The 23361-nt window shown below is 68.8% G+C and carries 21 protein-coding genes; 12 read left to right on the forward strand and 9 right to left on the reverse strand.

Annotated features, from left to right (window positions below):
- The first annotated feature begins 7 nt into the window (after positions 1-7).
- From K8O92_07855 to K8O92_07865, 3 genes are all read left to right on the forward strand, one after another.
- The gene (locus K8O92_07855; GenBank protein UAK35510.1) at positions 8-1030 is read left to right on the forward strand and encodes a 3-oxoacyl-ACP synthase; all 1023 of its coding nucleotides are present in this window, start codon (positions 8-10) and stop codon (positions 1028-1030) included.
- Positions 1027-2061, forward strand: coding sequence for an aminotransferase class I/II-fold pyridoxal phosphate-dependent enzyme (locus K8O92_07860; GenBank protein ID UAK33831.1), 1035 nt, complete (start codon positions 1027-1029; stop codon positions 2059-2061). Before K8O92_07855 ends, K8O92_07860 begins: the two co-directional genes overlap by 4 nt.
- Positions 2062-2161: 100 nt before the next feature.
- Positions 2162-2554, forward strand: a complete 393-nt coding sequence (locus K8O92_07865; GenBank protein UAK35511.1) for a hypothetical protein — start codon at positions 2162-2164, stop codon at positions 2552-2554.
- 42 nt (positions 2555-2596) lie between these two features.
- Here K8O92_07865 and K8O92_07870 read toward each other — a convergent pair whose 3' ends face one another.
- On the reverse strand, positions 2597-3004 hold the full coding sequence (locus tag K8O92_07870; GenBank protein UAK33832.1) for an SdpI family protein: 408 nt from the start codon (positions 3002-3004) through the stop codon (positions 2597-2599).
- Between the two features lie 162 nt (positions 3005-3166).
- On the opposite strand from K8O92_07870, the gene leuS reads away from it, so the two are divergent.
- Positions 3167-6013, forward strand: coding sequence for a leucine--tRNA ligase (gene leuS, locus K8O92_07875; GenBank protein ID UAK33833.1), 2847 nt, complete (start codon positions 3167-3169; stop codon positions 6011-6013).
- A gap of 213 nt (positions 6014-6226) precedes the next feature.
- Here the strand turns inward: leuS and K8O92_07880 are convergent, their stop codons facing one another.
- Complete coding sequence (locus K8O92_07880) at positions 6227-6916, reverse strand: SDR family oxidoreductase (GenBank protein UAK33834.1); 690 nt, start codon at positions 6914-6916, stop codon at positions 6227-6229.
- Between the two features lie 227 nt (positions 6917-7143).
- Between K8O92_07880 and K8O92_07885 the strand changes: the two genes are divergently transcribed.
- Together K8O92_07885 and K8O92_07890 are read left to right on the forward strand one after the other, a co-directional pair.
- On the forward strand, positions 7144-8481 hold the full coding sequence (locus tag K8O92_07885; GenBank protein UAK33835.1) for a glycogen debranching protein: 1338 nt from the start codon (positions 7144-7146) through the stop codon (positions 8479-8481).
- 83 nt (positions 8482-8564) lie between these two features.
- Positions 8565-9314, forward strand: coding sequence for a glycoside hydrolase family 25 protein (locus K8O92_07890; protein ID UAK33836.1), 750 nt, complete (start codon positions 8565-8567; stop codon positions 9312-9314).
- A gap of 77 nt (positions 9315-9391) precedes the next feature.
- Here the strand turns inward: K8O92_07890 and K8O92_07895 are convergent, their stop codons facing one another.
- From K8O92_07895 to K8O92_07905, 3 genes are all read right to left on the reverse strand, one after another.
- Positions 9392-11458, reverse strand: a complete 2067-nt coding sequence (locus K8O92_07895; protein UAK33837.1) for a PhoX family phosphatase — start codon at positions 11456-11458, stop codon at positions 9392-9394.
- Positions 11459-11691: 233 nt separating this feature from the next.
- Entirely contained in the window at positions 11692-12492 is an 801-nt protein-coding gene (locus tag K8O92_07900; GenBank protein UAK33838.1) for a hypothetical protein, read from the reverse strand.
- A gap of 96 nt (positions 12493-12588) precedes the next feature.
- Positions 12589-13119 (reverse strand): lipoprotein LpqH, encoded by a 531-nt coding sequence (locus K8O92_07905; GenBank protein UAK33839.1) that lies wholly within the window; start codon positions 13117-13119, stop codon positions 12589-12591.
- A gap of 343 nt (positions 13120-13462) precedes the next feature.
- Here K8O92_07905 and K8O92_07910 point away from each other — a divergent pair, with 343 nt between their 5' ends.
- A complete protein-coding gene (locus K8O92_07910) occupies positions 13463-14911 on the forward strand; it encodes an MFS transporter (GenBank protein UAK35512.1) in 1449 nt (482 codons plus the stop codon).
- Positions 14912-15235: 324 nt separating this feature from the next.
- On the opposite strand, the gene K8O92_07915 is transcribed toward K8O92_07910, so the two are convergent.
- Positions 15236-15739, reverse strand: coding sequence for a hypothetical protein (locus K8O92_07915; GenBank protein UAK33840.1), 504 nt, complete (start codon positions 15737-15739; stop codon positions 15236-15238).
- 240 nt (positions 15740-15979) lie between these two features.
- On the opposite strand from K8O92_07915, the gene K8O92_07920 reads away from it, so the two are divergent.
- From K8O92_07920 to K8O92_07940, 5 genes are all read left to right on the forward strand, one after another.
- Entirely contained in the window at positions 15980-17347 is a 1368-nt protein-coding gene (locus K8O92_07920; protein ID UAK35513.1) for a hypothetical protein, read from the forward strand.
- Complete coding sequence (locus K8O92_07925) at positions 17344-18369, forward strand: hypothetical protein (protein ID UAK35514.1); 1026 nt, start codon at positions 17344-17346, stop codon at positions 18367-18369. Before K8O92_07920 ends, K8O92_07925 begins: the two co-directional genes overlap by 4 nt.
- 1 nt (position 18370) lies before the next feature.
- Positions 18371-19897 (forward strand): tetratricopeptide repeat protein, encoded by a 1527-nt coding sequence (locus K8O92_07930; protein ID UAK33841.1) that lies wholly within the window; start codon positions 18371-18373, stop codon positions 19895-19897.
- Positions 19894-21150 (forward strand): CHAT domain-containing protein, encoded by a 1257-nt coding sequence (locus K8O92_07935; protein UAK33842.1) that lies wholly within the window; start codon positions 19894-19896, stop codon positions 21148-21150. Before K8O92_07930 ends, K8O92_07935 begins: the two co-directional genes overlap by 4 nt.
- Before the next feature lie 219 nt (positions 21151-21369).
- Positions 21370-21627 carry a hypothetical protein gene (locus K8O92_07940; GenBank protein ID UAK33843.1) on the forward strand — a complete coding sequence of 86 codons (258 nt, stop codon included), beginning with the start codon at positions 21370-21372 and terminating at the stop codon, positions 21625-21627.
- Between the two features lie 35 nt (positions 21628-21662).
- On the opposite strand, the gene K8O92_07945 is transcribed toward K8O92_07940, so the two are convergent.
- The 3 genes from K8O92_07945 to K8O92_07955 form a co-directional block, all read right to left on the reverse strand.
- A complete protein-coding gene (locus K8O92_07945; GenBank protein UAK33844.1) occupies positions 21663-22067 on the reverse strand; it encodes a nitroreductase family deazaflavin-dependent oxidoreductase in 405 nt (134 codons plus the stop codon).
- Positions 22068-22163: 96 nt separating this feature from the next.
- Entirely contained in the window at positions 22164-22922 is a 759-nt protein-coding gene (locus K8O92_07950; protein UAK35515.1) for an alpha/beta hydrolase, read from the reverse strand.
- A gap of 114 nt (positions 22923-23036) precedes the next feature.
- Positions 23037-23333 (reverse strand): hypothetical protein, encoded by a 297-nt coding sequence (locus K8O92_07955; GenBank protein ID UAK33845.1) that lies wholly within the window; start codon positions 23331-23333, stop codon positions 23037-23039.
- Between the last annotated feature and the right edge of the window lie 28 nt (positions 23334-23361).

The following is a 23361-nucleotide window of genomic DNA, read 5'->3' on the forward strand; positions in this document are numbered from 1 at the left end:
CCAGAACATGCCCGGCCTGCCGCCGGTCAGTCTCGTCGACGTGGCGAGCTACCTGCCCGGCGAGCCGGTCGGCACCGAGTACTTCACCCAGTTCGCGCGCTCGGACCGGATGGCGAAGAACGTCATGTTCCGCGCGCCCAAAGGCCGCCATCACGCGGCGCGCGACGAGACCGCGGTGGACATGGTCGAACGCGCAGTCGCGCCGCTGATCGAACGCAACGGCGCCGACGCCATCGCCGAGGTCGACGTTCTGATCACCCACACCCAGCTGCCGGACAATCCGGTGCTCGGCTGCGGGCCCGAGGTCGCGCGACGGCTCGGTATCCGTCCCTCGTTCGTCTACGACGTGCACAACAGCGGGTGCGCGGCGTTCGTGCACATGATGGCGATGGCCCGGATGATCCTGCAGAGCACCTCCGCCCGCACCGCGCTGATCGCGGCGACCCAGAACTGCGCGGGATCGGTGTTCACCCAGACCGAGATCCGCAAGCTGGCCCAGGCGCCGGTACCCGGCGACGGCTGCGGTGTGGGACTGCTCCGCAAGGACGACAGCGCGCCGATTCTCGACATCGAATGCCGTACCTATCCCGAATTCGCCGGCGACATGGCGTTTTCCACCCATGGCGTGCGCAAGTACTGGGAGCCGGGCGAGGGCCAGGCCAGCGTCAGCTTCACCGAGTCCAAGGTCGCCAAGGTGTTCTCCCGCGGCAACCGGCTGGTTCCGGAAGTGGCTCTCGCGGTGTGCGATCGGATCGGCGTGCGGGGACGTGACGTCGACACGTTCGTCACCAACCAACCCAACCGGCTGTTCCTGCGCAACTGGCACGACGCGCTGGAGCTTCCGCCGCAGCGGCATCCCGACACCTTCGACTCCTGCGGGAATCTGTTCGCCGCCGGTATCCCGGTGACCCTGGACGTGGAGAACCGGGCGGGACGGCTACCCAACGGATCGCTGGTTTTGATGGCGGCGTTCGCGCACGCGGGCGACTTCGCGGGCGCGGCCGCCGTCCGCTGGGGAGCGGCGCGATGAGCGTGCACGTCATCGACGGCACCCGGCCCTCCACCCGCCGGACGACCCGGGTGCCGCCCCGATTCGACCTCTCCCTGAGCGAAAATCCGTTCCCACCGCTGCCTTCGGTGCTGCGGGCCGTGCACATGACGCTCGCTCAGGCCAACCGGTACCCGGAGTTCCTCCCGCGGCGGCTGCCGACGCTGATCGCGGGCCACGTGGGCGTGCGGGCGGAGCAGATCGTGGTCGGTTCGGGCGCGACCGGCGTGGCGCTGCAGATCATGCAGACGTTGACCACGCCGGGAGCGGAGATCGTCTACAGCTCGCCGACATTCGACGGGTACCCGATCATGGCCGAGATGACCGGCCTCACGGCCGTGCCGGTGCCGCTGGACCCGACAGGCAAGCAGGACCTGCGGGCGATGCGCCGCGCCATCAACCGGCGAACCGCCCTGGTAGTGGTGTGCCGTCCGCACAACCCCACCGGAACGGTGATTCCGGCGGACGAGCTGAAAGCATTCCTGTCCGACGTGCCGACCCGCGTTCCGGTGATCCTGGACGAGGCATACGTCGAATTCCTCGGCGCCGCAGAACACGCCGACCCGCTGGCGCTGATCGCGAAGCATCCCGATCTGCTGATTGTGCGCACCTTCTCGAAGGCGTATGGCTTGGCAGGTCTGCGCATCGGCTACGCCGTCGGCCGAGCCGAGCTGATCGCGCGCGTCAACCGGCTGCAACTTCCTTTCGGGGTGGGCGCGGCGGCGGTGGCCGCGGTCGCGGCTTCCTACGCCGCCGAACCAGAACTCGCCGCACGAACCCTTCGCATCACCGAGCAGCGAGACGCGCTCCGCGGCGCACTACTGGCTCGCGGGTACGCGATACCGGAGAGCCACGCCAACTTCCTGTACGTCCCCGGCCCCGGCGCGACCACCGCCCTGCGCCGCGCGGGCATAGCCGCGAAGTCCTATCCCGACGGCAGTGCCCGGATCGCCGTCGGTGACCTCTCCGCCGACCATGCGGTCCTCCAAGCCCTCTCGACACGCACTCCTTGACCGGGGTTGGACGACAGTTCTTCACACTCCAGGCGTCGTATGCGCCAGACTCCCGTGCGCGCGCGTTCGCCGTTTGAGCAGCCAGGCATGAGGTGGTTCGATCGTGAAGGTGTGGCGCGAATTCGAGGCCAACGCGGCGCCTGCCCGAGGGACGGCGAGTCGTGTGCTGTTCCGGTTCGCCGTGGGGCGGTGGGCGTTCATCCTGCGTCAAACGGTCATCGAGCCCGGCGGCAGCAGCGGATGGCACTATCACGACGGGACACTGTTCGTGCTGGTCGCACGGGGGACCCTCGATCATCCGGGCGCGGATTGCGCGCCGGTCACCTACCGGCACCTGCGAGTCTTCCGTGAACCGAGTGGTCCGCGCTATCCGCACGTGGCGCGCAACCTCGGGCCGGTGCCGGTACTGCTTTGCGTGCTCTACGTCACCCCGGTCGGCAGCCCGCTGTCACGCGGTGTCGCGCCGCCGGAGTGCGCGCGAGACGCGGAGTGAACGCCCGCGCGCTCGAACCGGACCAGACCCGGCCGATCGGCGTCAGCCCGCGGGCTGGCAGGCGTCGCGAAGTGAGCAGGCGCCACAAGAGTTGCCGCATCCGCCGGTAGCGGGCGGCGGGGCGATGACTTCGGCCGCCTGCGCGGCGGCATTCGCGCCCGCGCCGAGGGTGAACAGCGCTATCACGGCGGCTCCAGCCGCGACCACGAGTCCGGCGATCCCGCCCGCGACCAGCGCGACGAGGCCACCGGCGAACAGCAGCGCCCCCGCCCCGATCGAGGTGGGAGCGGCGACACGGTTGGCGACGCGGAACGTCTCGTCGGTGGACAACGCGGCCTCGGTGTGGACCCCGAAGAAACGATTGCGGGGCAACCGGCCGATCAGTCCGAGTGCGCCGGTTGTGACGGCCACGACAGCCGACACGAACAGGACGAGAGCGACGACGAACACCCATGCAGGCTAGCGCATCGGTGCCGACCGGCCACCGACGGGCGGCCCGTCGGCGAACCGGCCGGAAGTCCAGGCCAGCCCGATTTCCGGTCCAGCCGAGGGGACGTTCTACCCTGATAGACGAAGTTTGTCGGGGATCGGCGACCACAAGAAGGCAGGACCGTGCAAGACACACGCGTAACCGAAAGCGATGTACCAGAGCACCGGTACAACGCGGAGCTTGCCGGCCGCATCGAGCGCCGGTGGCAGCGGACGTGGGACGAACGCGGAACCTTCCACGCACCGAACCCGGTGGGCCCGCTGGCCGGCCCGACTCCCCCGGACAAGCTGTTCATCCAGGACATGTTCCCGTACCCGTCCGGCGCGGGCCTGCACGTCGGGCACCCGCTCGGCTACATCGCCACCGACGTCTTCGCGCGCTATCACCGCATGCACGGCCGCAACGTGCTGCACGCTCTCGGCTACGACGCCTTCGGCCTGCCCGCCGAGCAGTACGCGGTGCAGACCGGCGCGCACCCGCGCGACACCACCGAGTCGAACATCGCCACGATGCAGCGCCAGCTCGACCGGCTGGGGCTCGGCCACGACCGGCGCCGCTCGTTCGCGACCACCGATCCCGAGTACTACCGCTGGACCCAGTGGATCTTCCTGCGCATCTACAACGCCTGGTACGACCAGGAAGCCGATCGCGCCCGCCCGATCGCCGAGCTGGAGGCCCAATTCGCCTCCGGGGCGCGGCCGGTTCCGGACGGCCGGGACTGGGCAACGCTGAGCACGGCCGAGCGTGGCGCGTTGCTGGACTCGTATCGACTGGTGTACCAGACCGATTCGGTCGTCAATTGGTGTCCCGGTCTGGGCACCGTGCTGGCCAACGAAGAAGTCACCGCCGACGGCCGCAGCGAACGCGGCAACTTCCCGGTGTTCCGTAAGCGGCTGCGGCAGTGGATGATGCGCATCACCGCCTATTCCGATCGGCTGGTCGACGACCTGGACCGATTGGACTGGCCGGACAACGTGAAGGCCATGCAGCGCAACTGGATCGGGCGATCCCGCGGCGCGCAGGTGAAGTTCGACGCCGACGGCGAGCAGATCGAGGTCTTCACCACTCGGCCCGACACCCTCTTCGGCGCCACCTATGTCGTGCTCGCCCCGGAACACGCGCTGGTCGACAAGCTGACCGCGGCCGCGTGGCCGGAAAGCACCGACTCCCGCTGGACCAATCACGGCGCCGCCACACCGGCAGACGCGGTCGCGGGCTACCGCAAGTCGATCGCCGCCAAATCGGATCTGGAGCGTCAAGAGAACAAGGAGAAGACCGGCGTCTTCCTCGGCACCTACGCGACCAACCCGGCCAACGGCAAGGCGGTGCCGATCTTCATCGCCGACTACGTGCTCAGCGGCTACGGCACCGGCGCCATCATGGCCGTGCCCGGACACGACCACCGTGACTGGGAGTTCGCCTCCGCTCTCGGGCTGCCGATCGTCGAGGTGATCAGCGGCGGCGACCTGGACAGCGGGGCGCACGCCGGCGAAGGCACGCTGGTGAACTCGGAGTACCTCGACGGGATGTCCGTCGAGGATGCCAAGGCGGCGATGATCGCCCGGCTGCAAACCGACGGGCACGGCACCGGCACCATCCAGTACAAGCTGCGCGATTGGCTGTTCGCCCGCCAGCGCTACTGGGGCGAGCCGTTCCCGATCGTGTACGACGAGCACGGCGCACCCCACGCGCTGCCGGAATCCATGCTGCCGGTGCGGCTTCCGGAGCTGGACGACTTCGCGCCGGTGACCTTCGATCCGGACGACGCGAACTCCGAACCGTCCCCGCCGCTGGCCAAGGCCACCGACTGGGTCGAAGTCGAGCTGGATCTGGGCGACGGGCCGAAGCGGTACCGCCGCGACACCAACGTCATGCCGCAGTGGGCGGGCAGCTCCTGGTACGAGATCCGCTACGCCGATCCGACGAACGCGGAGAAGTTCTGCGCGGAGGAGAACGAGGCCTACTGGCTGGGTCCGCGTCCCGCCGAACACGGCCCGAACGACCCGGGCGGCGTCGACCTGTACGTCGGCGGCGTCGAGCACGCCGTGTTGCACCTGCTGTACGCCCGGTTCTGGCAGAAAGTGCTGTTCGACCTGGGTCACGTCAGCGCGTCCGAGCCGTACCGGCGGCTGTTCAACCAGGGTTACATCCAGGCGCACGCCTACACCGACTCACGTGGCGCGTACGTGCCCGCCGCGGAGGTGGTGGAGCGCGAGGGCAAGTTCTTCTGGACCGACGCCACCGGAACCGAGATCGAGGTGTTCCAGGAGTACGGCAAGATCGGGAAGTCGCTGAAGAACGCCATCTCCCCGGACGAGATGTGCGATCTGTACGGCGCGGACACCTTCCGCTTCTACGAGATGGCGATGGGGCCGCTGGACACCTCGCGGCCGTGGGCCACCAAGGACGTCGTCGGCGCGCACCGGTTCCTGCAGCGGATATGGCGTCTGGTGGTGCAGGAGGAGACCGGCGCGCTGCGGGTCACCGACGCCGCGCCGGCCGAGAAGACGCTGCGCCTGCTGCACAAGACGATCGCGGGTGTGGACGAGGATCTCGCCGCACTGCGCGACAACACGGCCGGCGCCAAACTGATCGAGCTGACCAACCACCTGACCAAGAGCTACCCGGACGGCGCGCCCCGCTCGGTGGTGGAGCCGCTGGTGCTGATGTTGGCGCCGTTGGCCCCGCACATCGCCGAGGAACTGTGGGAACGCCTGGGGCACACCGAATCTCTGGCGCACGGCCCGTTCCCGGTCGCGGATCCCGCGCTGCTGGTGGAGGAATCGGTGGAGTACCCGATTCAGGTGAACGGCAAGGTGCGCAGCCGGGTCCGAGTGCCCGCGGATGCCGACAACGCGGCCATCGAGGCCGCCGCGCTGGCGGACGAGAAGATCGCCGCGCTGCTCAACGGTGCGGCGCCGCGCAAGCTGATCGTGGTGCCCGGGCGGCTGATCAATATCGTCGCCTGAGGCGTTCCGGTCACCGTGAGCGGCGTGCCCGCGGTGACCGGATCGGCAGCGTTCGTCCGCACGCGAACCCGCTTGTCCGCTCGAACCTCCGCAACGGGGAGCGGCGGAACCCGGACTCGCATCGGGCGTTCACAGGCCGCGACGGTGAGCCGACCTCGCACCGCCGCCCAGTTCGGCGCGCGCCCGTGGACGGAAGCCTGGTGGCGTCGGTGTTCAGTACGGCCGGAGTACGACCTCGGTGGGGTGCGCGTCGCGCGGGGTGTCGATGGCGCAACGCACCGCGTAAGCCACCGTCTCGGGTGTGAGGAACTCCTCGGCCCGGTACTCACGCCCCTCGCCCGCGATGATCTCCCGCTGCATGTCGGTGTCGATGCGCCCCGGATGGATCGAGGTCACCCGCAGTCGCGGCTCCTCGAGCCGCAACGCGTCACCGAAAGCGCGCAGCCCGAACTTGCTCGCCGCGTACGAGGCCCAGCCCGCGTTCGCGCGCAACCCCGCGCCGGAGTTGATCAGCACCACGTGGCCATCGCCCGCCCGCAGCGCGGGCAGCAGCAACCTGGTGAGCTCGGCGACCGCGATCAGATTGGCTTCCAACGTATTCCGCCACTGCTCGACGGTGGATTCCGCGATGGTGCCGAGGTCGGCGATGCCCGCATTGTGCACCAGCACGTTCAGGTTGCGAATCGGCGCGACCGCATCGGCCAGGGCCTGGTAATCGGTCAACTCGACCGGCCAGCCCTGCGCACCGGGCAACTCCGCCAGGACGCCGCGCAGCGACTCCCCCGATCGCGCACCGAGCAGCAGGTCGTGCGTGGGTGCGAGTTCGCGGGCGATCGCGGCGCCGAGGCCGCGGCTGGCGCCGGTGATCAACGCGGTCGGTTTCGGGGTCGCGGCGGAAGTCATGGGCCCCACCGTAACCAGGTGCGTGAGTAAGGCGTAAAAACCGGTAGCACTGGACGAATGACTAGCGATGCGGGCTAAATCGACCGAGAATCTCGAGCAACCAATCAGGGACGGGGCATTCGAGAGTGAGAACCGCCGAACACGATCCGGCCACGGGCCGAGGGGATGGGGCCGAAACGGACACCGCTGAGCGGGCATATCTGCGGGTGACATCGCAGAATAGGGGGATGGCGCATCCGGGCTTCACCCCCACCCAGCTCGCGGCCCGTGCTGCCTACCTGCTGCGCGGCAACGACCTGGGCACGATGACCAGCGCGGCGCCACGGCTGTACCCGCACATGTGGAGCTGGGACGCGGCCTTCGTCGCGGTCGGGCTGGCGCCGCTGAGCGTGGAGCGGGCGGTGGTCGAGCTGGACACTCTGCTCTCGGCGCAGTGGAAGAACGGCATGATCCCGCACATCGTCTTCGCCAACGGCGTGGACGGTTACTTTCCCGGCCCGGCCCGGTGGGAATGCCGGAAGCTGGCGATCAACGCGCCGGACGGCCCGGACACCTCGGGGATCACCCAGCCGCCGGTGCACGCCATCGCGGTACAGCGGATTCTCGACCACTCGCGCAGGCACGGCCGCAGTACCAGGGCGGTGGCCGAGGAGTTCCTCAACCGGCGCTGGCCGGACCTGGTGCGCTGGCACCGCTGGCTGGCGCACGCCCGCGATCCCAAGGAGACCGGCCGCATCACGCTGTATCACGGCTGGGAGTCCGGGATGGACAACTCGCCGCGCTGGGATCGCGCCTACGAGCACGTGGTCCCCGGCGACCTGCCGCCTTATCGCCGCGAGGACGTGCTGGTGGTCTCCGATCCGAGCCAGCGGCCCACCGATCGCGAGTACGACCGCTACCTGTGGCTGGTCGAGCAGATGCGTCGCGCCGGCTACGACGACTATCAGCTCGCCTCCACCATGAGCTTCGCGGTCGAGGACGTGTTCGTCACCGGGATCTTCGCGCTGGCCTGCGAAGTCCTGGCCAATATCGGTGAAGAGTACAAGCAGCCCCACGCCGACGTACGCGATCTCCATGCGTGGGCCGACCGGTTCCGTGCGGGCGTCGTCGCGACGGCCGACGCCCGCACGGGCGCTGCCCGTGACTTCGACGTGCGGTTACAGCGGTGGATCAACACCGAGACGCTCTCGATGTTCGCGCCGCTGCTGTGTGGCGGCCTGCCCCGCGACACCGAGCGCAGCTTGCTGCGATTGTTCGAAGGCCCGCGCTTCTGCGGGCATCCGGATCTGCGCTATGCGCTGCCGCCTTCGACTTCGCCGGTGTCCAAGGACTTCCGTTCCCGGGAGTACTGGCGCGGCCCGGTATGGCCGGTGATGAGCTGGCTGTTCTCCTGGGTCTTCGCCAGGCGCGGTTGGGCCGAGCGCTCGTTCATGCTGCGTGCCGAGGGCCTGCGCCAGGCCAGCGACGGCAGCTTCGCCGAGTACTACGAGCCGTTCACCGGCGAACCACTCGGCAGCATGCAGCAGTCGTGGACGGCGGCGTCGGTCCTGGATTGGCTCGGGTGACGGACTCCGGACAGTTCTGACACCCCGTCGACCACACGGGTCACAGTGGTCACAGTTAGAGCAAAAAGCTATCGTCGTTCGGCATGGACACCTGGCGATCGACCCTCCGCGGCACGGCGCTGTCGCTGATCACGCTGTCCGGCATCCTCACCGCCACGCTGCCCGCGAACGCCGCGCCGACCGGACCGGACGTCTCCTCCTGGCAGCACACCGACGGACGCCTGATCGACTGGTTCGCGGTCAAGCGTTCCGGCCACGACTTCGCCATGGTCAAGGCCACCGAAGGGCTCGGCTACATCAATCCCTACTTCGTGCCCGACAGCCTGTTGATGCGCGCGGCGGGCATGGCGCGCGGCACCTACCACTACGCCCGGCCCAACCTGCCGCCGGAACCGCAGGCCGCGATGTACGCGGCGGTGGCGCTCGGGCAGAACGGGCCGCTCGACCTGCCGCCGGTGCTGGACCTGGAGGACTCCGGGGGACTCGGGCCGGCCGCCCTGATCGACTGGACCCGCCGCTATCTCAGCACCGTGCAAGCACTCACCGGCCGTGTCCCGATCGTCTACACCTATCCCAACTTCTGGCGCACCGCGATGGCCGACACCGCCGAGTTCGCCGGATATCCCCTGTGGATCGCCGACTATCGCGGCAACGACCGACCCGAAGTCCCCGGCGGCTGGAGCACCTGGACGTTCTGGCAGACCACCGACCGCGGCGCCATCCCCGGCATAGCGGGCCGCGTCGACCTCAACGTCTACAGCGGAGCCCAGGGCGATTTCGCCCGATACGCGAACATGGGAGGGAGTGGAGCCGCTACCCGCCCAGTCGAGTAGCGGCTCCACCCGTGGGGAGAGCCGCGGGTGGTGGTCGGGCCTGGTTACAGGAGGCCGGTGGCGCGGCGGCTGCGGTCTCAGGCCCCGATGCGGCCGCCCGCCTTCTTCCACACCGCCACGACCGAGGGGCGGGGCTGGGCTGTGCCGCCGTCGGGCCAGTGCGACAGGGGGTTGTCGGGCGTGGCGTCGTCGGCCTCGCCGGGGTGCTGCACGCACACGATCACTCGCGATTCGGTGACCACCGGGCCGCAGGTCTCCGCACCACGGGGGACAGTGAGGAACTGTTTGGTCTGGCCGCGGTTCGGCCCGTCGAGCACCACCGCGAACAAGCCGTCGTTCGACTTCAGCGCGTTGCCGTCGGTGGAGATCCACAGGTTGCCGTACGGGTCGAAGGCCAGGTTGTCCGGGCAGGAGATCGGGCTGACTGCGGACTTGTCGTATCCCGCGAAGTAGGTATCGGCGGCCGCCGGATCGCCGCAGACCAGCAGCAGCGACCAGGTGAACGCGGTACCGGTGTGGTCGTCGTCGATCTCCAGGATCTGGCCGTTCTTGTTGAGCTTGCGCGGGTTCGCCTCGTCCGGCCCCTGCTTGCCTTCCGCGCCGCGGTTGTCGTTGTTGGTCAGCGCCACGTACACCTTCCCGGTGTAGGGGTTGGCCTCGAAGTCCTCCGGGCGGTCCATCTTGGTCGCGCCCACCTTGTCGGCGGCCAGGCGGGTGAAGACCGCGACCTCTTCCGCGCTCATCCCCTCGACCAGCGACTTGCCCTTGCCGTCCGCGCCGGTTTCCAGCAGCGGGATCCACTGGCCGGTACCGGTGAAGCCCTTGTCCGACGGCTTCGCGCCGGTGCCGTCGATCTTGTCCGGATGGTCGCCGGTGAGCTTGGCGACGTACAGGGTGCCCGCGTCCAGGATGGTCAGGTTGTGCCGCATGCTGGCCGCGCCGGTGCCCGGCTGGATCTTGCGCGAGGACACGAACTTGTACATGTAGTCGAACTTCTCGTCGTCCCCGGTATAGGAGACGACGTCACCGTTCTTCGTGACGTAGATGTTGGCGCCCTCGTGCTTGAGCCGCCCCATCGCGGAGTGCTTGATCGGCGTCGAGTTCGGATCCCACGGGTCGACCTCGACCACGTAACCGAATCGGTTGGCCTCGTTGGGTTCCTGGGCCAGGTCGAAACGCTTGTCCGCACGCTCCCACAAGTTGGCGGTCTTGCCGGTGGGGAACCCGTAGCGCTTGATCCGCGCGGCGGCGACGGGGTCGGTCACCTTGTCGCCGTTGGCGAAGTAGCCGTTGAAGTTCTCCTCGCCGGAAAGCACGGTGCCCCAGGGCGTCATGCCACCGGAGCAGTTGGCGAACGTGCCCAGCACCTTGGTGCCGGTGGGGTCGGCCGAAGTCTTCACGAAGCCGCTGCCCGCGGCGGGACCGGTCAGCTTGAACTCGGTGGTCGTGGTGATCCTGCGGTTGTACCTGCCGAAGGCGGGGACCAGCTTGCCCGAGCCGGGTTCACCCTGGACCTCGACGACGGTCAAGCCATGGGCTGCCATGGTGACCGCGAGCTGCTCGTCGGTCGGCGCGTCCTTGTTGTAACCCCGGAACATATGCGGGCTGGTGGTGTACTCGTGATTGACCACGAGCAGGTATTTGTTGGCCTGGCCCTCGATCGGCAGCAGAGCGGCGAAATCGTTGTTGTAGCCGAACTGTTTCGCCTGCGCGGCGGCGGTCTGCTTGTCGAAGTCGAAGGCGGGCGCGTCCGGGAACAACGGATCGCCCCAGCGGATCACGACGGACTGCTCGTAGCCGTCCGGGATCACCACGGCGTCTTCGGTGTTAGGCGCGACGGCAGTGAAGTCGGTGCCGGTTCCGGGCGGGCCCGCAGGCTTTGTGGACACCGCGGCGGTCGGCTCGTCGTCGTCACCGCAGGCCGCCAGGACGCTGCCCGCACCGACCGCGAGCACGGCGGCCGCACCGCCCTTGATCAGCCCGCGCCGGTTCAGCGAGCTGACGATGTCACCGAAGTAGGCTCCCGCGGACGTGTTCGGCGCTTCGTGGAAGCACGCGTTCGCGCACTTGTACTCACAGGTGACCGCGGCGCGCGACGATTGTCCGTCGTGCTGAACGAATAGGGCGAGTGGCTGAAGACTCACGGTGACTCCTGGGTTGGGCCGACGGCCGCACGGTAAACCATCCGGACAATCCCGAATAGACGACAAAGTGAACAGCCGCCCAATTAGGTAACCCTCAGATTGCCGGGCCGCCAGAGCTGGGAACAACGAATGCCGCGCCGACTCGATGATCTCGAATCGACGCGGCATTCGTCTCTCCAGGCGGCTGCCTCGAGTTCGATCGGCCCGGCCGCGGAATTCATCCGGCTCGCCCATCAGGCGTTGACCGGAAGGGCAATGACGACCTCGCTCTCTTTCTCCGGCAGGTAGTGCGCCCGGAGCACGCGGCCCACCTGCACTTGGCCGACCCCGGCGGGTGCGAGGAACTTCGTCACCCGGGTGGCGAAGGTCGATCCGTCCGGCCGGGTGACCACCAAGCCGAGCTCGACCTCGGAGTGCCCCTCGCGGATCGTGCCGGTGACCGACAGCGACTGCACCACCGCCTGGGTGGCGATGCCGCGCTCGGCGATGTCGAGCTTGTGCCGGGTGGTCATGCCCTTGCGGATCAGGGACTCGTTGATCGCGTGCTGCGCGGCGGACGCGTCGCCGGACAGGTCGACCTCGACCTTGTCGGTCCGCCCGGGCAGGTAGCGCACCGGAAGCACCACCCCGGCGCGCAGCAGGGCCAGTTCGGTGAACGGCACGATCATCTTCGCGGAGGAGTGGAAGATCTTGCCGTCCGCGCCTTCGACGCTGAACTCGATGTGCACCTGCGGCTGGTCGTTGACGGTGACGCCGGTCTGCCGCACCGATCGGACCGTGCCGAGACCGGTGAGACCGGCACGGAACTCCGCGCTGTTGCGGCCGGTCAGTGCGATCATGATGCCTTCCCCGGTGAAGGCGAAGACCATGATGACCATGGTGACCGCGAGAATCGGCAGCGCCATCTCGATGCCGAGCCAGCCCATCCCGGAGGGCTCGTATGCACTGGTGGGGACGTAGGTTACGGCGCGGTAGACGTAGAGGCCGATCGCCGCGGCGGCGATAGCGAGGGCGGCGAGACGGATCTTGTTCATGACATTTCCTTTTCGGTGCGAGATTCGGGTTCGCCGCGCCCCGTCATCCCGGTAGCTGACCGGGATGACGGGGGCGGATCGGGGGACATGCGGTGATCAGGCGCCGACGATGGACGAGCAGGCGAAGGTGATGTCGAACTTCGACGTCTTCGGCCCCGCCAGCGGGTTGGTCAGGTCGGGGGCGCCCACGCCCTCGCCGGTGATCTTGTAGGTGTTGCCGTCCTTCACGACCGCGGCGGAGCCGCCCGGCATGCCGTTGCCGAAGCCGACCGCGTAGGGCAGGCCGTTGTCGCCGCCCTTGCTGCCCGCGATCCCGACCGCCTGCACGGTGTCGGCGTCGGTGATGGTCGCGCTCACCGAGAGGTTGCCGTAGGCGGGGTTCTCGGCGTCGGTCAGCGCCAGCGCCAGGGTGCCGCCCTGCTTGGCGCAGGTGGTGGTGAACTTCGCGTCGAAGGCCTTGCCGTCGACCGAGGCGACCGACTTCCCCGCCGGGGCGGCCGGCTGCGCCGAAGAGGGCGCGGGCGCGGCCGGGGAGCTGCCCTTGCTGTCACCGCATCCGGTGAGCACCGCGACGGCGGCGGTGGCGGCGAAAGCGGCTGCGGCGAAGCGGAGCGAAGTGGCGTTCATGATGTGTCCTTGTCGTCGGTGGGGCGGCGCCCCTGGTTCTTTTTCCCGGCCTTCGTGTTGGGCCGATGAGAGAAAGGTAGGAACGATTCGCGCTCTACCGATCCCAGGTTTCCGGCATTTACGCAGGTAGATGACTTGCGGCTGCACCTGACACAACCTGGACCCCGCGTCCCGAACGCGGCGACACCTGCCGCTCGCGGGGCCGGGTCAGAACGCAGAAGGACCGGCCGCTCGGACCGGCCCTCTGGGTTCACTCGACAGAGACAACGAGGACGGCCCGGCTCAAATGTGATGCAAATCACGTCCGATTTGTCCGATTACCGGTGCTCGCGGGTCAGTGATGATGCCTCACGTATTCGATCCACGAAACGGAGGACATGTGACGACGGAGCGAGAAGTGACGTCCTGGAGAGAATTCCGAGACCACCTCGGCGTGGCGATCGTGCTGGCGGGCGGAGTGCTCGTCGGTGCGATCAACATCTATCTGGTAGGGAGCTTGTTGCCGAGCGCGGTCGCCGACATCGGCGGCGACAGGCTGTACGCGTGGAGTACGACGATCTTCTCGGTCGCGCAGGTGGCCGGCACACTGGCGGTGAGCCGGATGCTGTCTCTTCGCGGCACGGTCGGCTCGTATCTGATCGGATTCGGGGTCTTCGCGGCGGGTTCGGTGGTGTGTGCGGTGAGTCCTGTCATGGCGGTGTTCCTGATCGGCCGCGGGGTCCAGGGGCTGGGCGCGGGACTGCTCACCGGATTGGGTTTCGCGGCAGTGTATGTCGCACTGCCACAGTCGCTGTGGGTACGCGGGACCGCATTGATCTCGGCCATGTTCGGCGTCGGCACCATCGTCGGCCCGGCTATGGGGGGATTGTTCGCCCAGGTCGGTTTGTGGCGAGCCGCGTTCGTCGTCCTCGCCGTTGTGGGTGTGGCGGCAGCAGGTTCCGCGCCACGGGTCCTGCCCAAGAGTGACGACCGCCAGACCCCAGCACCGGTTCCGATCGTATCGCTGGCGCTGGTGGTCGGTGCCGCCACGGCGGTGAGCGTGGCCGGTGTTGTCTCAGGTGTCGCGGTGATGACGCTCGCGCTCGCGGTGGCCGTCGCTTCCGTGCTCGTGTTCCTGGCATGGGAAAGGCGTGCGGGGCAACGGATTCTCCCGGTCGCGACGTACCGCTCGGGCAGTCCGTTGCGGTGGGTGTATCTGACGATCGTCGTGCTGTCGGCCGGTGTGGGTGTGGAGATGTTCCTGCCCTTGTTCGGGCAACGCCTGGCCGGCTTGCCTCCGGTCGTGGCCGGATTCTTCGGTGCCGCCTTGTCTCTGGCCTGGCCGGTGAGTCAGATGCTCGTCGCATCGGTGCAGCAGGAAGCCACGATCCGGCGACTTCGAGTTGCCGGTCCGCTGCTGCTGGCGACCGGATTCCTGGGCCTGGCGTTGCTACAACGCAGCCAGGTCTCCCTGCCGATGATTCTGGCCTGGTTGCCGCTGCTTTTCCTGGCCGGGGCCGGCATCGGCATTGCCTGGCCACACTTGTCGGTGGCCGCGATGACCAGCGCTGCGGACCCAGAAGAAGGCCAGAAGGCCGCGGCAGCGATTGCAACGATCCTGACCATGTCGACAGCCTTCGGAGCCGCCGTCGCCGGTCTGCTGGTCAACCTCGGTGGATCCTCGCTGGTCGACTCGGCCCGCTACCTACTGGTGGGATTCACCGCCATCGCCGCACTCGGCATCCTGACAGCACTTCGCGTGAACCACACGCCACATATACCGGACCCCCGCAAAGACACCACTACGGTATAGCGCCAGCACAAAGCGGTACTTGAAGGTTCAGCGCATCGGTTGGTTTCTTGCCCTGCCGACGTGCATAGCTCGTTCGGCAGCGAGCGATTTTGTTACCCCGGATAACGTGCTGTTATCCGGGGTAATCCCGCCTGCGGCGATCCCGCCGCGGCCCGGGCGGTGAAGAACTCATCCCGTGCACCCTGTTCGGCTATCATCGCTGCCCGCAGGAGCGCGGGTCGCGACCGTTCGACACGACTCGCGAGTGATCCGCCAAAATCACCCCTGACATGCACTTTCACGCGCTCTGGCGATGTGCGGGGTTCGCTGGGAGACCAGCGTATTTCACCTGCCCTGGTTGGTGACGAACGCCTGTACGGCATCGAGGAACTCCGGGCCGCCCGCGGCGTATCCGCCGACGGTTCCACCGATCAGCACACCCACGGGGATGCTGACGCCCCATATCAGGGGCAGGCACGCCCCGAGGAGGCCGCCCACGATGGCACCTCCGACGACGCCGGGCATGTTCTTGTTGATCTGCTCCTTCAGCCGGTCGTAGGAGCTGATGTCTTCCAGCTGCGCGATATCGTCTGCCGTCGGGGTCGAGGTCAGGGTGCCGCCGTCCGCATCGATGTGCTGCGCAATCGCGAGTGAACTCCCGTCGACGGCATCCCCTTGCGGCACTTCGGCGACCGCCGCTCCGTCGCCGGACTCGAGCACCACCACACCGTTCTCGGTCACCGCAGTCGGCTGCGTCGTTACGCTCGGCTCCGCATGGGCGCTTGCCGCAGTGATACCCACGGCCGCGATGGCCATGAAAGCGGCAGCAGTGATTCTCTCGAACTTCATTCTTCGAATCCCTCCACTCAGCTGCCCCTGATGGGCGGACCGATTCAGACCTTAGGCGTCGAATCCGATGGTGTGTGGTACGCCACACACGGTTCGGAGTCACTGCATTCCTGTGACCGGCTGGAGCAGTACTCCGCGCATGCAGTGCGACAGCGCCGAAGAATCCGCCATGAGCGGGCCGTGAACCCGCCGGGACCGAGGCGCGGCAAATACACTGCACGCATGCGACGACCGCGCGCCATGGTGCTCGATGAGGTGTGGCGCAAGCTCGGCGGTGTCGAACCGCTCAGCGGCCCGCACGGCGGTCCGCTGCGCCGGACCGTGAAGCTTCTGCTCGACCCGCTGGTGATCCGTCCCGTGCAGAATCCACTGTGCGCGGGGCCGATCCTGACCGCCGACGGCGCGGTGTTGCTGGAGGCGCGCATCCAGGCGGCGGCCGATGTGTTGCGGGCGACGGCGGCCTGGTTCACCGTGCTCAAGCAGGTGCGGCGCACGCTGCGGATCACCGAGGGGCATCCGCAGGATCTGTATTTCCAGCGTTGTTTCGAGTTGGCGACCACCATGGGAATGCCGGATCCGGCGCGGGCGCGCGCGGTCGCGGAGGACGCGTTGCGCGAGATCCACGAGTACACCGCGGGACGCACCACGCAGGCGCTGAAGGAGTACCTGACCGACCGCGCACGGGAGCGCGAGTTGGCCGGGTTACTCGAGCTGGCCTGGCGGCGGCGCCCACCGACCGTGCCGCAGGGCGCCGACCACGCCGCCGAGGTGGACGCCCTGCTGGAGGCCTGCGCGACGGCACGCCTGGGCCGGGACGCCGCCGACGGACAGCCCGCACTGGACCGGCTGGTGGCCGACCATGCCGGTACACACACCGGAATCCGGCTGTGGCAGGACACCTCCGGCCGTTCGGCTCAGGAACTGGGTCTGACCGCGCATCCGGTGCCGCTGCGCCCGGCGATCGGCTCCTCGGCCTCCAAATCGACCCTCGGGCTCCCCTTCGATCGCACCGTGTACGAGCGCGTGTTCACCGTGCTGCAGGCCTCCACCGACCGCGCGGAGCTGCCGCCGATCCCCGAGCTGGTCGACGCCGAGATCGCCCGGAGCTGTGCACCGTGGGCGCTGCTGGACGAGTCGCTGCGCGTGGCCGCGACGGCGGGAACCGCGCTGGCGACCGGCTTGGCGCCCATCGATCACCACCGCGAGCCGACGAGCCGACCGCGGCCGCGTCCGGCCGAAACGGAATCGGGCGCGGCACGATCCACGGCGCACCAGGCGGTCAACAGCCGCTGGCAGCGGGAGGCGTACGTCCTACAGGCCCGGCGACTGGTGGTGTGCGCCGACGCCGCCGAGCCGCCGACGGGTCCGCTGGCCGCCATCGCCGCCGAGCTGATCACGCCGTGGCGGCCATATCTGCGCCGGTTGTGGGTTCGCCTGCACGGCAGGGATGTCCGGGAATTCGCGATCTACGATCCGGACGAGCTGTGGGATCTGCTCGACGGCGTGGCGCGGTCGGTCATCCTGGACCATCGCACGCGAGTCAAGCGGGCGCTGAGCGTCCGGGTGAACGCGGGTGAGCCGGACGCGGCGGAATCGAAGGCGAGCTGATGAGCACCACCGTACGCATCCGCCGTCGAAACGACCTGTGGATCATCGCGCCGGACGACGCTCCTACCGTCGTGGACGACACGGCCGGGATGGACGTACTCATCCTCGAAGTGGCGGGCGGGCATTTGACCTGGAGCCTGCTCGCCGGGCAGCCGACCCCGGCGGCGGTGATCGATGATCTCGTCCTCGCACAGGAGTGGATCTGGGCGGTGTACGGCCCGGAGGTGTCCCTCGCACTCGACGAAACACCGGGCGATGAAGGGGAATACCCGGCCGAACCCGCGCTGCCGGACATCACCGCGCGCGCTTGGCGGCTCGGCTACGCCCGTTGGGCGGCGCGCTGGTGGCCCGCATCGACATTGGACGGCATCGCCCCGCTGGACGAGCGCCTGCTGGAAGACGAGATCGCCGCCTTGAGCGAGGAATGCGACTTGATCGTCGACGGGGCCGACGCCGTGGCCGAGGAGCGCACATTCGTCGAGACGCTCGGGCGCGCGGAGGACTACGCGCTGGCCGCCGGACCGGCCACGGCCGTCGCGCCCGGCGCGCTGGTCGTGGCCAGAGGCACCGCGGGGTGGGACTGGAATCGCTGCCCGCCAGGTCTGCTCGACGCCTCGGAACGCGCCGTGTCCTGGGAAGTGGTGCGCGAGGCCGGTGCGACGATCGTGCGGGTGAGCGCGGTCGCCGCACCGTTCTCGGTCGCGGACGTCCCCGCGCACCTGCACCCCCGGGCCGGAATCCGCACCGCGGCCGACGCCGTCGACGTGCCATTGCTCCGCGATGGCGATCTCTGGCAGGCCGAGACCGCGGCTCCGGCCGGTGCGGAAGCGGGCGTCACCGTACGCGTCTACGTGCCGGGCGTCGGCGTGGACGAGCCGGAGCCGGATGCCGCGTCCCGCCGGGCACGGATTCGCGAGCTGGTCACGGCGCGGCTGCGCCGGACGGCCGACGCACCCGGCAACCCCGTCGACACGCTTCTGCTGGCGGAAATCGCCGCAGCAGCATCGGATTCGGATTTCTGACATGGCCGACGAGACCCCCGACGACGGCCGCGAACTGCTCGCCGCGGGCGCGGCCGCCTACACCCGCGGGGACACGGCCGAGGCCCAACGCCTGTTCGAGGACGCCGCCGAGCGAACCACCGGCGACATCCGGCTCGGCGCGATCATCAACGCCGCGAGCATGGCCGACGAACTCGGCGACCACGCCGCCTCGCTCGCCCTCTACCGCTCGGCGCTGGCCGAAATGCCGGAGCACGCACCGCGATTGCGGCCCAACGCCCTGGTCAACATGTCCCAGGCGCTACAACACCTCGGTGAACTCCACCAAGCGCAGGCGGCGCTGGAGCAGGCGCGGGCCTTGCTCGCCGATAACACCGACGCCGACCTGGGCGTGCTGCGCGTTGCTTGTTCGCTCTCCCTGACCGCCGTCGCGTTGCACCGGCAGAACTGGGCCTACGCCGCCGAACTGGCCACCGAATCGCTGGAGGCGGCGCGTCGTTTCGCGCCGCAACTGGCCGGCCATCCGCTGATGAATCTCGCGGCCACCTACTTCGAGACCGGACGCCACGACTTGGCCGTCGATTTCGCGCGGCAGGCGCTTGCCGCGTTCGAGTCGGCGGGCGATCGCAACGCGGTCGCCGAGACCGAACAGAATCTCGCCACCATGCTCGTGCGCCTCGAGCGGTACGACGAGGCACAGGCCCCGCTGCGATCCAGTCAGCGATATTTCGAACAGGCGGGGCTCGCGCACCGAGCCGGAATCGGTCTCAAGACCATCGGATTTCTGGCTGAGGGCCGCGGCGAACTGACGGATGCGCGGGATCTCTACGCGCGGAGCCTGGCGTATTTCATCGAGTCGGGCGCCGTGCTCGACGCGGCCGATCTGCGCATCCGTTCGGCCACCGCGGCTTTCAAGACGGGCCGAGTAGGCGAATGCGAGCAACTGCTGGCGGAAGCGTTCGCGATCTACGCCGAGCGCGGCCTCGGACTGCACTGCGCCCAGCTCGATTTCTGGCACGCGACGCTGCTGGAAGGCGCGATCGAAGCGGCCGAAGCGCCGACGGCACAGCTGCTCACGCAAGCGGTCGGCATCGCCGTTCCGGCCGCGCTGGCCATCGACGCCGTGCGCTACACGCTGCCGAACGGCACGCAGCGCGAACAGTGGAAACGCCGGATCGCCGACCCGGCGATGCGGTTGGCCTTCCGCTTCGCCTATCTGTCCGGCAACGGGCTCCTTGTCGCCGATCTGATCGAGACACAGAGTGCTGGAACGGCTTTAGCGCTCGATCGGGCCGAGCGGGTGACCCCTGCGCGGCTACCGCTCGAATTGCCGGACCCGCCCGAGGACTTCACCGATCATCCCGGCAGCGCCGCACTCCAACTGGGCGCCGCCCTGGCCGAGGTCGCCGCCGAGGTGGGCCTGCCGGTCGCGCCGCCGCCGCGCCTGGCACTGGCCGCGGAGGGACGGATCGCACTCGAACCGTTCATCGCCGCCGCCGAACAGCGTTACGGCCGGGTGATCCGCGACGATCGGGTGCTGACGGTATGACGCGACCGACCGTGCACATCCGCATGGCGGACGCGGGAGACGTCTACGTGTCGTGGCGGTGGACCGATGACAACGCGCCCCGCGGCGTGGGCGTGCTGCCGGAGGAGGCGGTCGTGCGGGCGGTCGGACTGCTCGCCGACGCGCTTCCACGACCCGCCGAGTCCGGTGGTCTCGAGCAGGCTCTCGCCTCCGGCGCATTCGCCGACTATGAGCGTGAGTACTCGATGGCACAGGCGCTTTCCCGCGCGCTGCTGCCCTACGGCCTGGCCGCGCAGCTCTACGAACTGTGGCAGCGCGGCGTGCGCCCGCACATCCGGTTGCAACCGTCACCGCGTCTTGCCCAGGTGCCGTGGGAACTCATCGCGCCGGACCGCGACGTCCGGCTGATCGACATCGCCGACGTCAGCCTGGTCGCTCCGGCGAGTGTCGTGCAGGCGCCGGGACGGATCGCGCGCACATGGGCCGAGACCGCCGCGAGCCCGGTCGTCGCGGTGCTGGATCCGCGAGTTCCCGGGTTCCGCGCCGATTCCACGCTCGGCTCGGTACTCGGCCGGATGACCGCCGAGGCGCCACTCGCGCAACGGATGGCCGGTTACGCCGCGAACGATCGACTGCGGCCCGCGGTGCGAAGCCCGGTGGACGCCTTCCGGCGCACCGATGTCGACCGCGTCTGGCTCGGCGCCGCCCTGCGCGCCGGCGCGAGTCGCTTGATCTACGTCGGGCATGTCACCGCCGCCGCGCCCGAATCCGGCCGTAGCGAGGACGCCGAATTGCACCTCGCCTGCACCGCCGACGCCATCGGCTTCGCCGAGCCATCCCGCACGCACCGCCCGCTCTCGGCCAAGGACCTGCTGCTCGGCACGTACACCCTCGACACCGATCCCGTGGCAGGAGCACAACTGTGGCCGATGCCGAGCCGGGTCGCGCTGATCGCCTGCGAGAGCGGCGGCGACCTGCGCTTCAGCGAGGCGCTGGGCCTGACTGCCGCGATGATCACCGGCGGCGCGGAACTGGTCACGGCCAGCAGATGGGCACTGCCTACCGATTTCGCCTTCCAGCGCATCGCGGGCGCACCGCCGCAAGCGCGGCCGCTCCAGGAGGCGGTCTGCGCCATCGACGGGTCGCACGAACAACCCGACCCGGTCACCGCGCTCGCCCAGTGGCAGCGCGGACGGCTTGCGGCGTGGCGTGACACCGGTGAAATCGAGTACTCCCCCGTGCTCTGGGCGGCATTCGCCACCGTGTGCGCCTGACCCGGGCAAACCGCACCCCAGTGCTTCCATATACCTCTCTACGTGCGGCGATGCCGTGAAAGCCGATCTAAATCGGGTAACGCTACTACTGCGCAAACTGACACTCGGCATCGAACGTGTGGATAAGCTCGAACGCCGTCACCCATCACGAGTTCTGATCAGGAGAAGTAGCTACACCAGTCGGATGACCGTCTCGACCGGCCTCTGAGGAGCCCACCAATGCGCTACTACGCCGTCTACGACAACGACGGAAACATCGCCACCATCCTCGGCCAACCCGACGACGCGCCGCCCCTGCGCCCCGCCGCCTTCGACCGGGGACAGCGGATCATCGAACTGGTTCTACCGGAAGGGGTCCTGGACCCCGCCGACCCGGACAACCTGACCGCCCTGCTCGCCCTGGTCGCGGACCGCCGAGCCGAGGCGACGGCTTCGCACCGGCCTTCCCGCACCCCTACCGACATGGGCGCCCGCTGATCGCGGGCCGATAGACGCGCGGCATCGCCGCCTGGTCACGCCCGCGTGAGAGCGACCACCGGGATGACGCGCGAAGTCTTCATCTCGTGTTCGGCGAAGAACGGATAGGCGTTCTTCAGCATGGCCCAGGTGCGGGCCCGGTCGTCGCCGGTGAGTGGTGTGGCCAGCGCCGAATAGGTCTCGTCGTCCACCTCGACGGTGACGTGCGGGTCTTTTCGCAGGTTCAAGTACCAGTCGGGGTGTCGGGGGGCACCGATGTTCGAACCGACGACCAACAGGCGATCACTCTCGCGGTGGAACATCATCGGGGTGGTGTACGGGGCGCCGGTTCTGCGGCCGATCGTGGTCAGCAGGACGAGACGGTCGCGGCGCATGCCGTCGATCTCGCCGCCCGCTCGGAATTGAGCGATGGTTCGCCGATTGATCTCCTTGACGTCCACGGTTCACCTCCCTTGCTGTGGGGACGAGGCTCAGCTTTCCCTCCGGCCGCGCGCGCTGTCCGGGGAACGCCGGGATCAACGGCGCCGCCTGCGCGTTCAGTCGCGATGGGCGAGCAGGTGCTGCATCAGCAGCCGGGTCAGCGCCTCGGACGCCTCCTCCGGAACCCAGTGCGAGACGTCCTCGAGCATTTCGAATCGGTACGGACCGGACACGTATTTCCCGGTGGCCAGTGCCGCGGTGGACCCGAAAACAGCGTCCTCGGTGCCCCACACGTACAGGGTGGGAACGCACGCCGGGCCGATCGAACCCGCGAGAGGCATGGCGCGATACCAGTTCAGTGCCGCGGTGAGGGCGCCCGGCAGCGCCAACCTGCGTACATACTCCTCGACGCGTTCCTCCGGGATCTTCCACTCGAAGATCCGGCGCAGCGCGGCACCGTCGTCGGCGAGTAAGCCGCGCTCCGCGGTGCGCGGCTGACGCAGCGTCGTCAGGTGGTGGGACCGCTGCGCTTGGTCCTCGTCCTCGGCGATCGCCTGCTGGAGCGCGGCCGGGTGCGGATGCGACACCGCGCTGAACGTACGGACCCGCTCCGGCAGCTCGGCCGCCGTCGCCCATCCGACCTGCGCGCCGCAGTCGTGCCCGATCAGGTCGAAGCGCTCCCACCCCAGCGCGTCGGCGATCGCCACCACGTCACCGACCAGTTCCTCCAGCCGGTACTCGGCGGCTCGCTCGGGTCGCACCCCGGGTGAGTATCCACGCTGATCGGGCGCTACGGCGTGGCACCCGCCGCCGCCCAGTGCGCCGAGCTGGAACTCCCACTCGCGCGCGCCCTCGGGAAACCCGTGCAGCAACAGCACCTCCCGGCCGCCGGGGGCGCCGGCGGCCAGTACGTCGAAGGTTCCCGCCGCGGTGCGAATCTCGAGTTCGTCGATCACCCGCCCGACTCTAGAACCGGGTACCGACGGTCGTCAGTGCTCGTCGAAGTGTCCGTCGTGGGGGGCGTGGCGGTGGCCGTCGTGCACGTAGTCGACATGATCCCCGTGCTGGACGGCCTCGTGACCGCAGTTGGGGCCGTGCTGATGCGGATGATCGGAGCACTCGGTATGCCCGGACCGCTCGCATTCGTCGTAGTGACCTTGGTGTTCGCGGTGCAGATGACCATCGTGGGCGTAGTCGATGTGATCGCCGTGCTGGAACGCCGTGTGCCCGCAGTCGGGGCCGTGGACATGATCGTGGCCGGTGTGCTGCGCATGTGCTGTGGTCATCGAATTCCCCTCTTTCCTGGCGCGGACA

The organism is Nocardia asteroides (assembly GCA_019930625.1).
Lineage (GTDB): Bacteria > Actinomycetota > Actinomycetes > Mycobacteriales > Mycobacteriaceae > Nocardia > Nocardia sputi.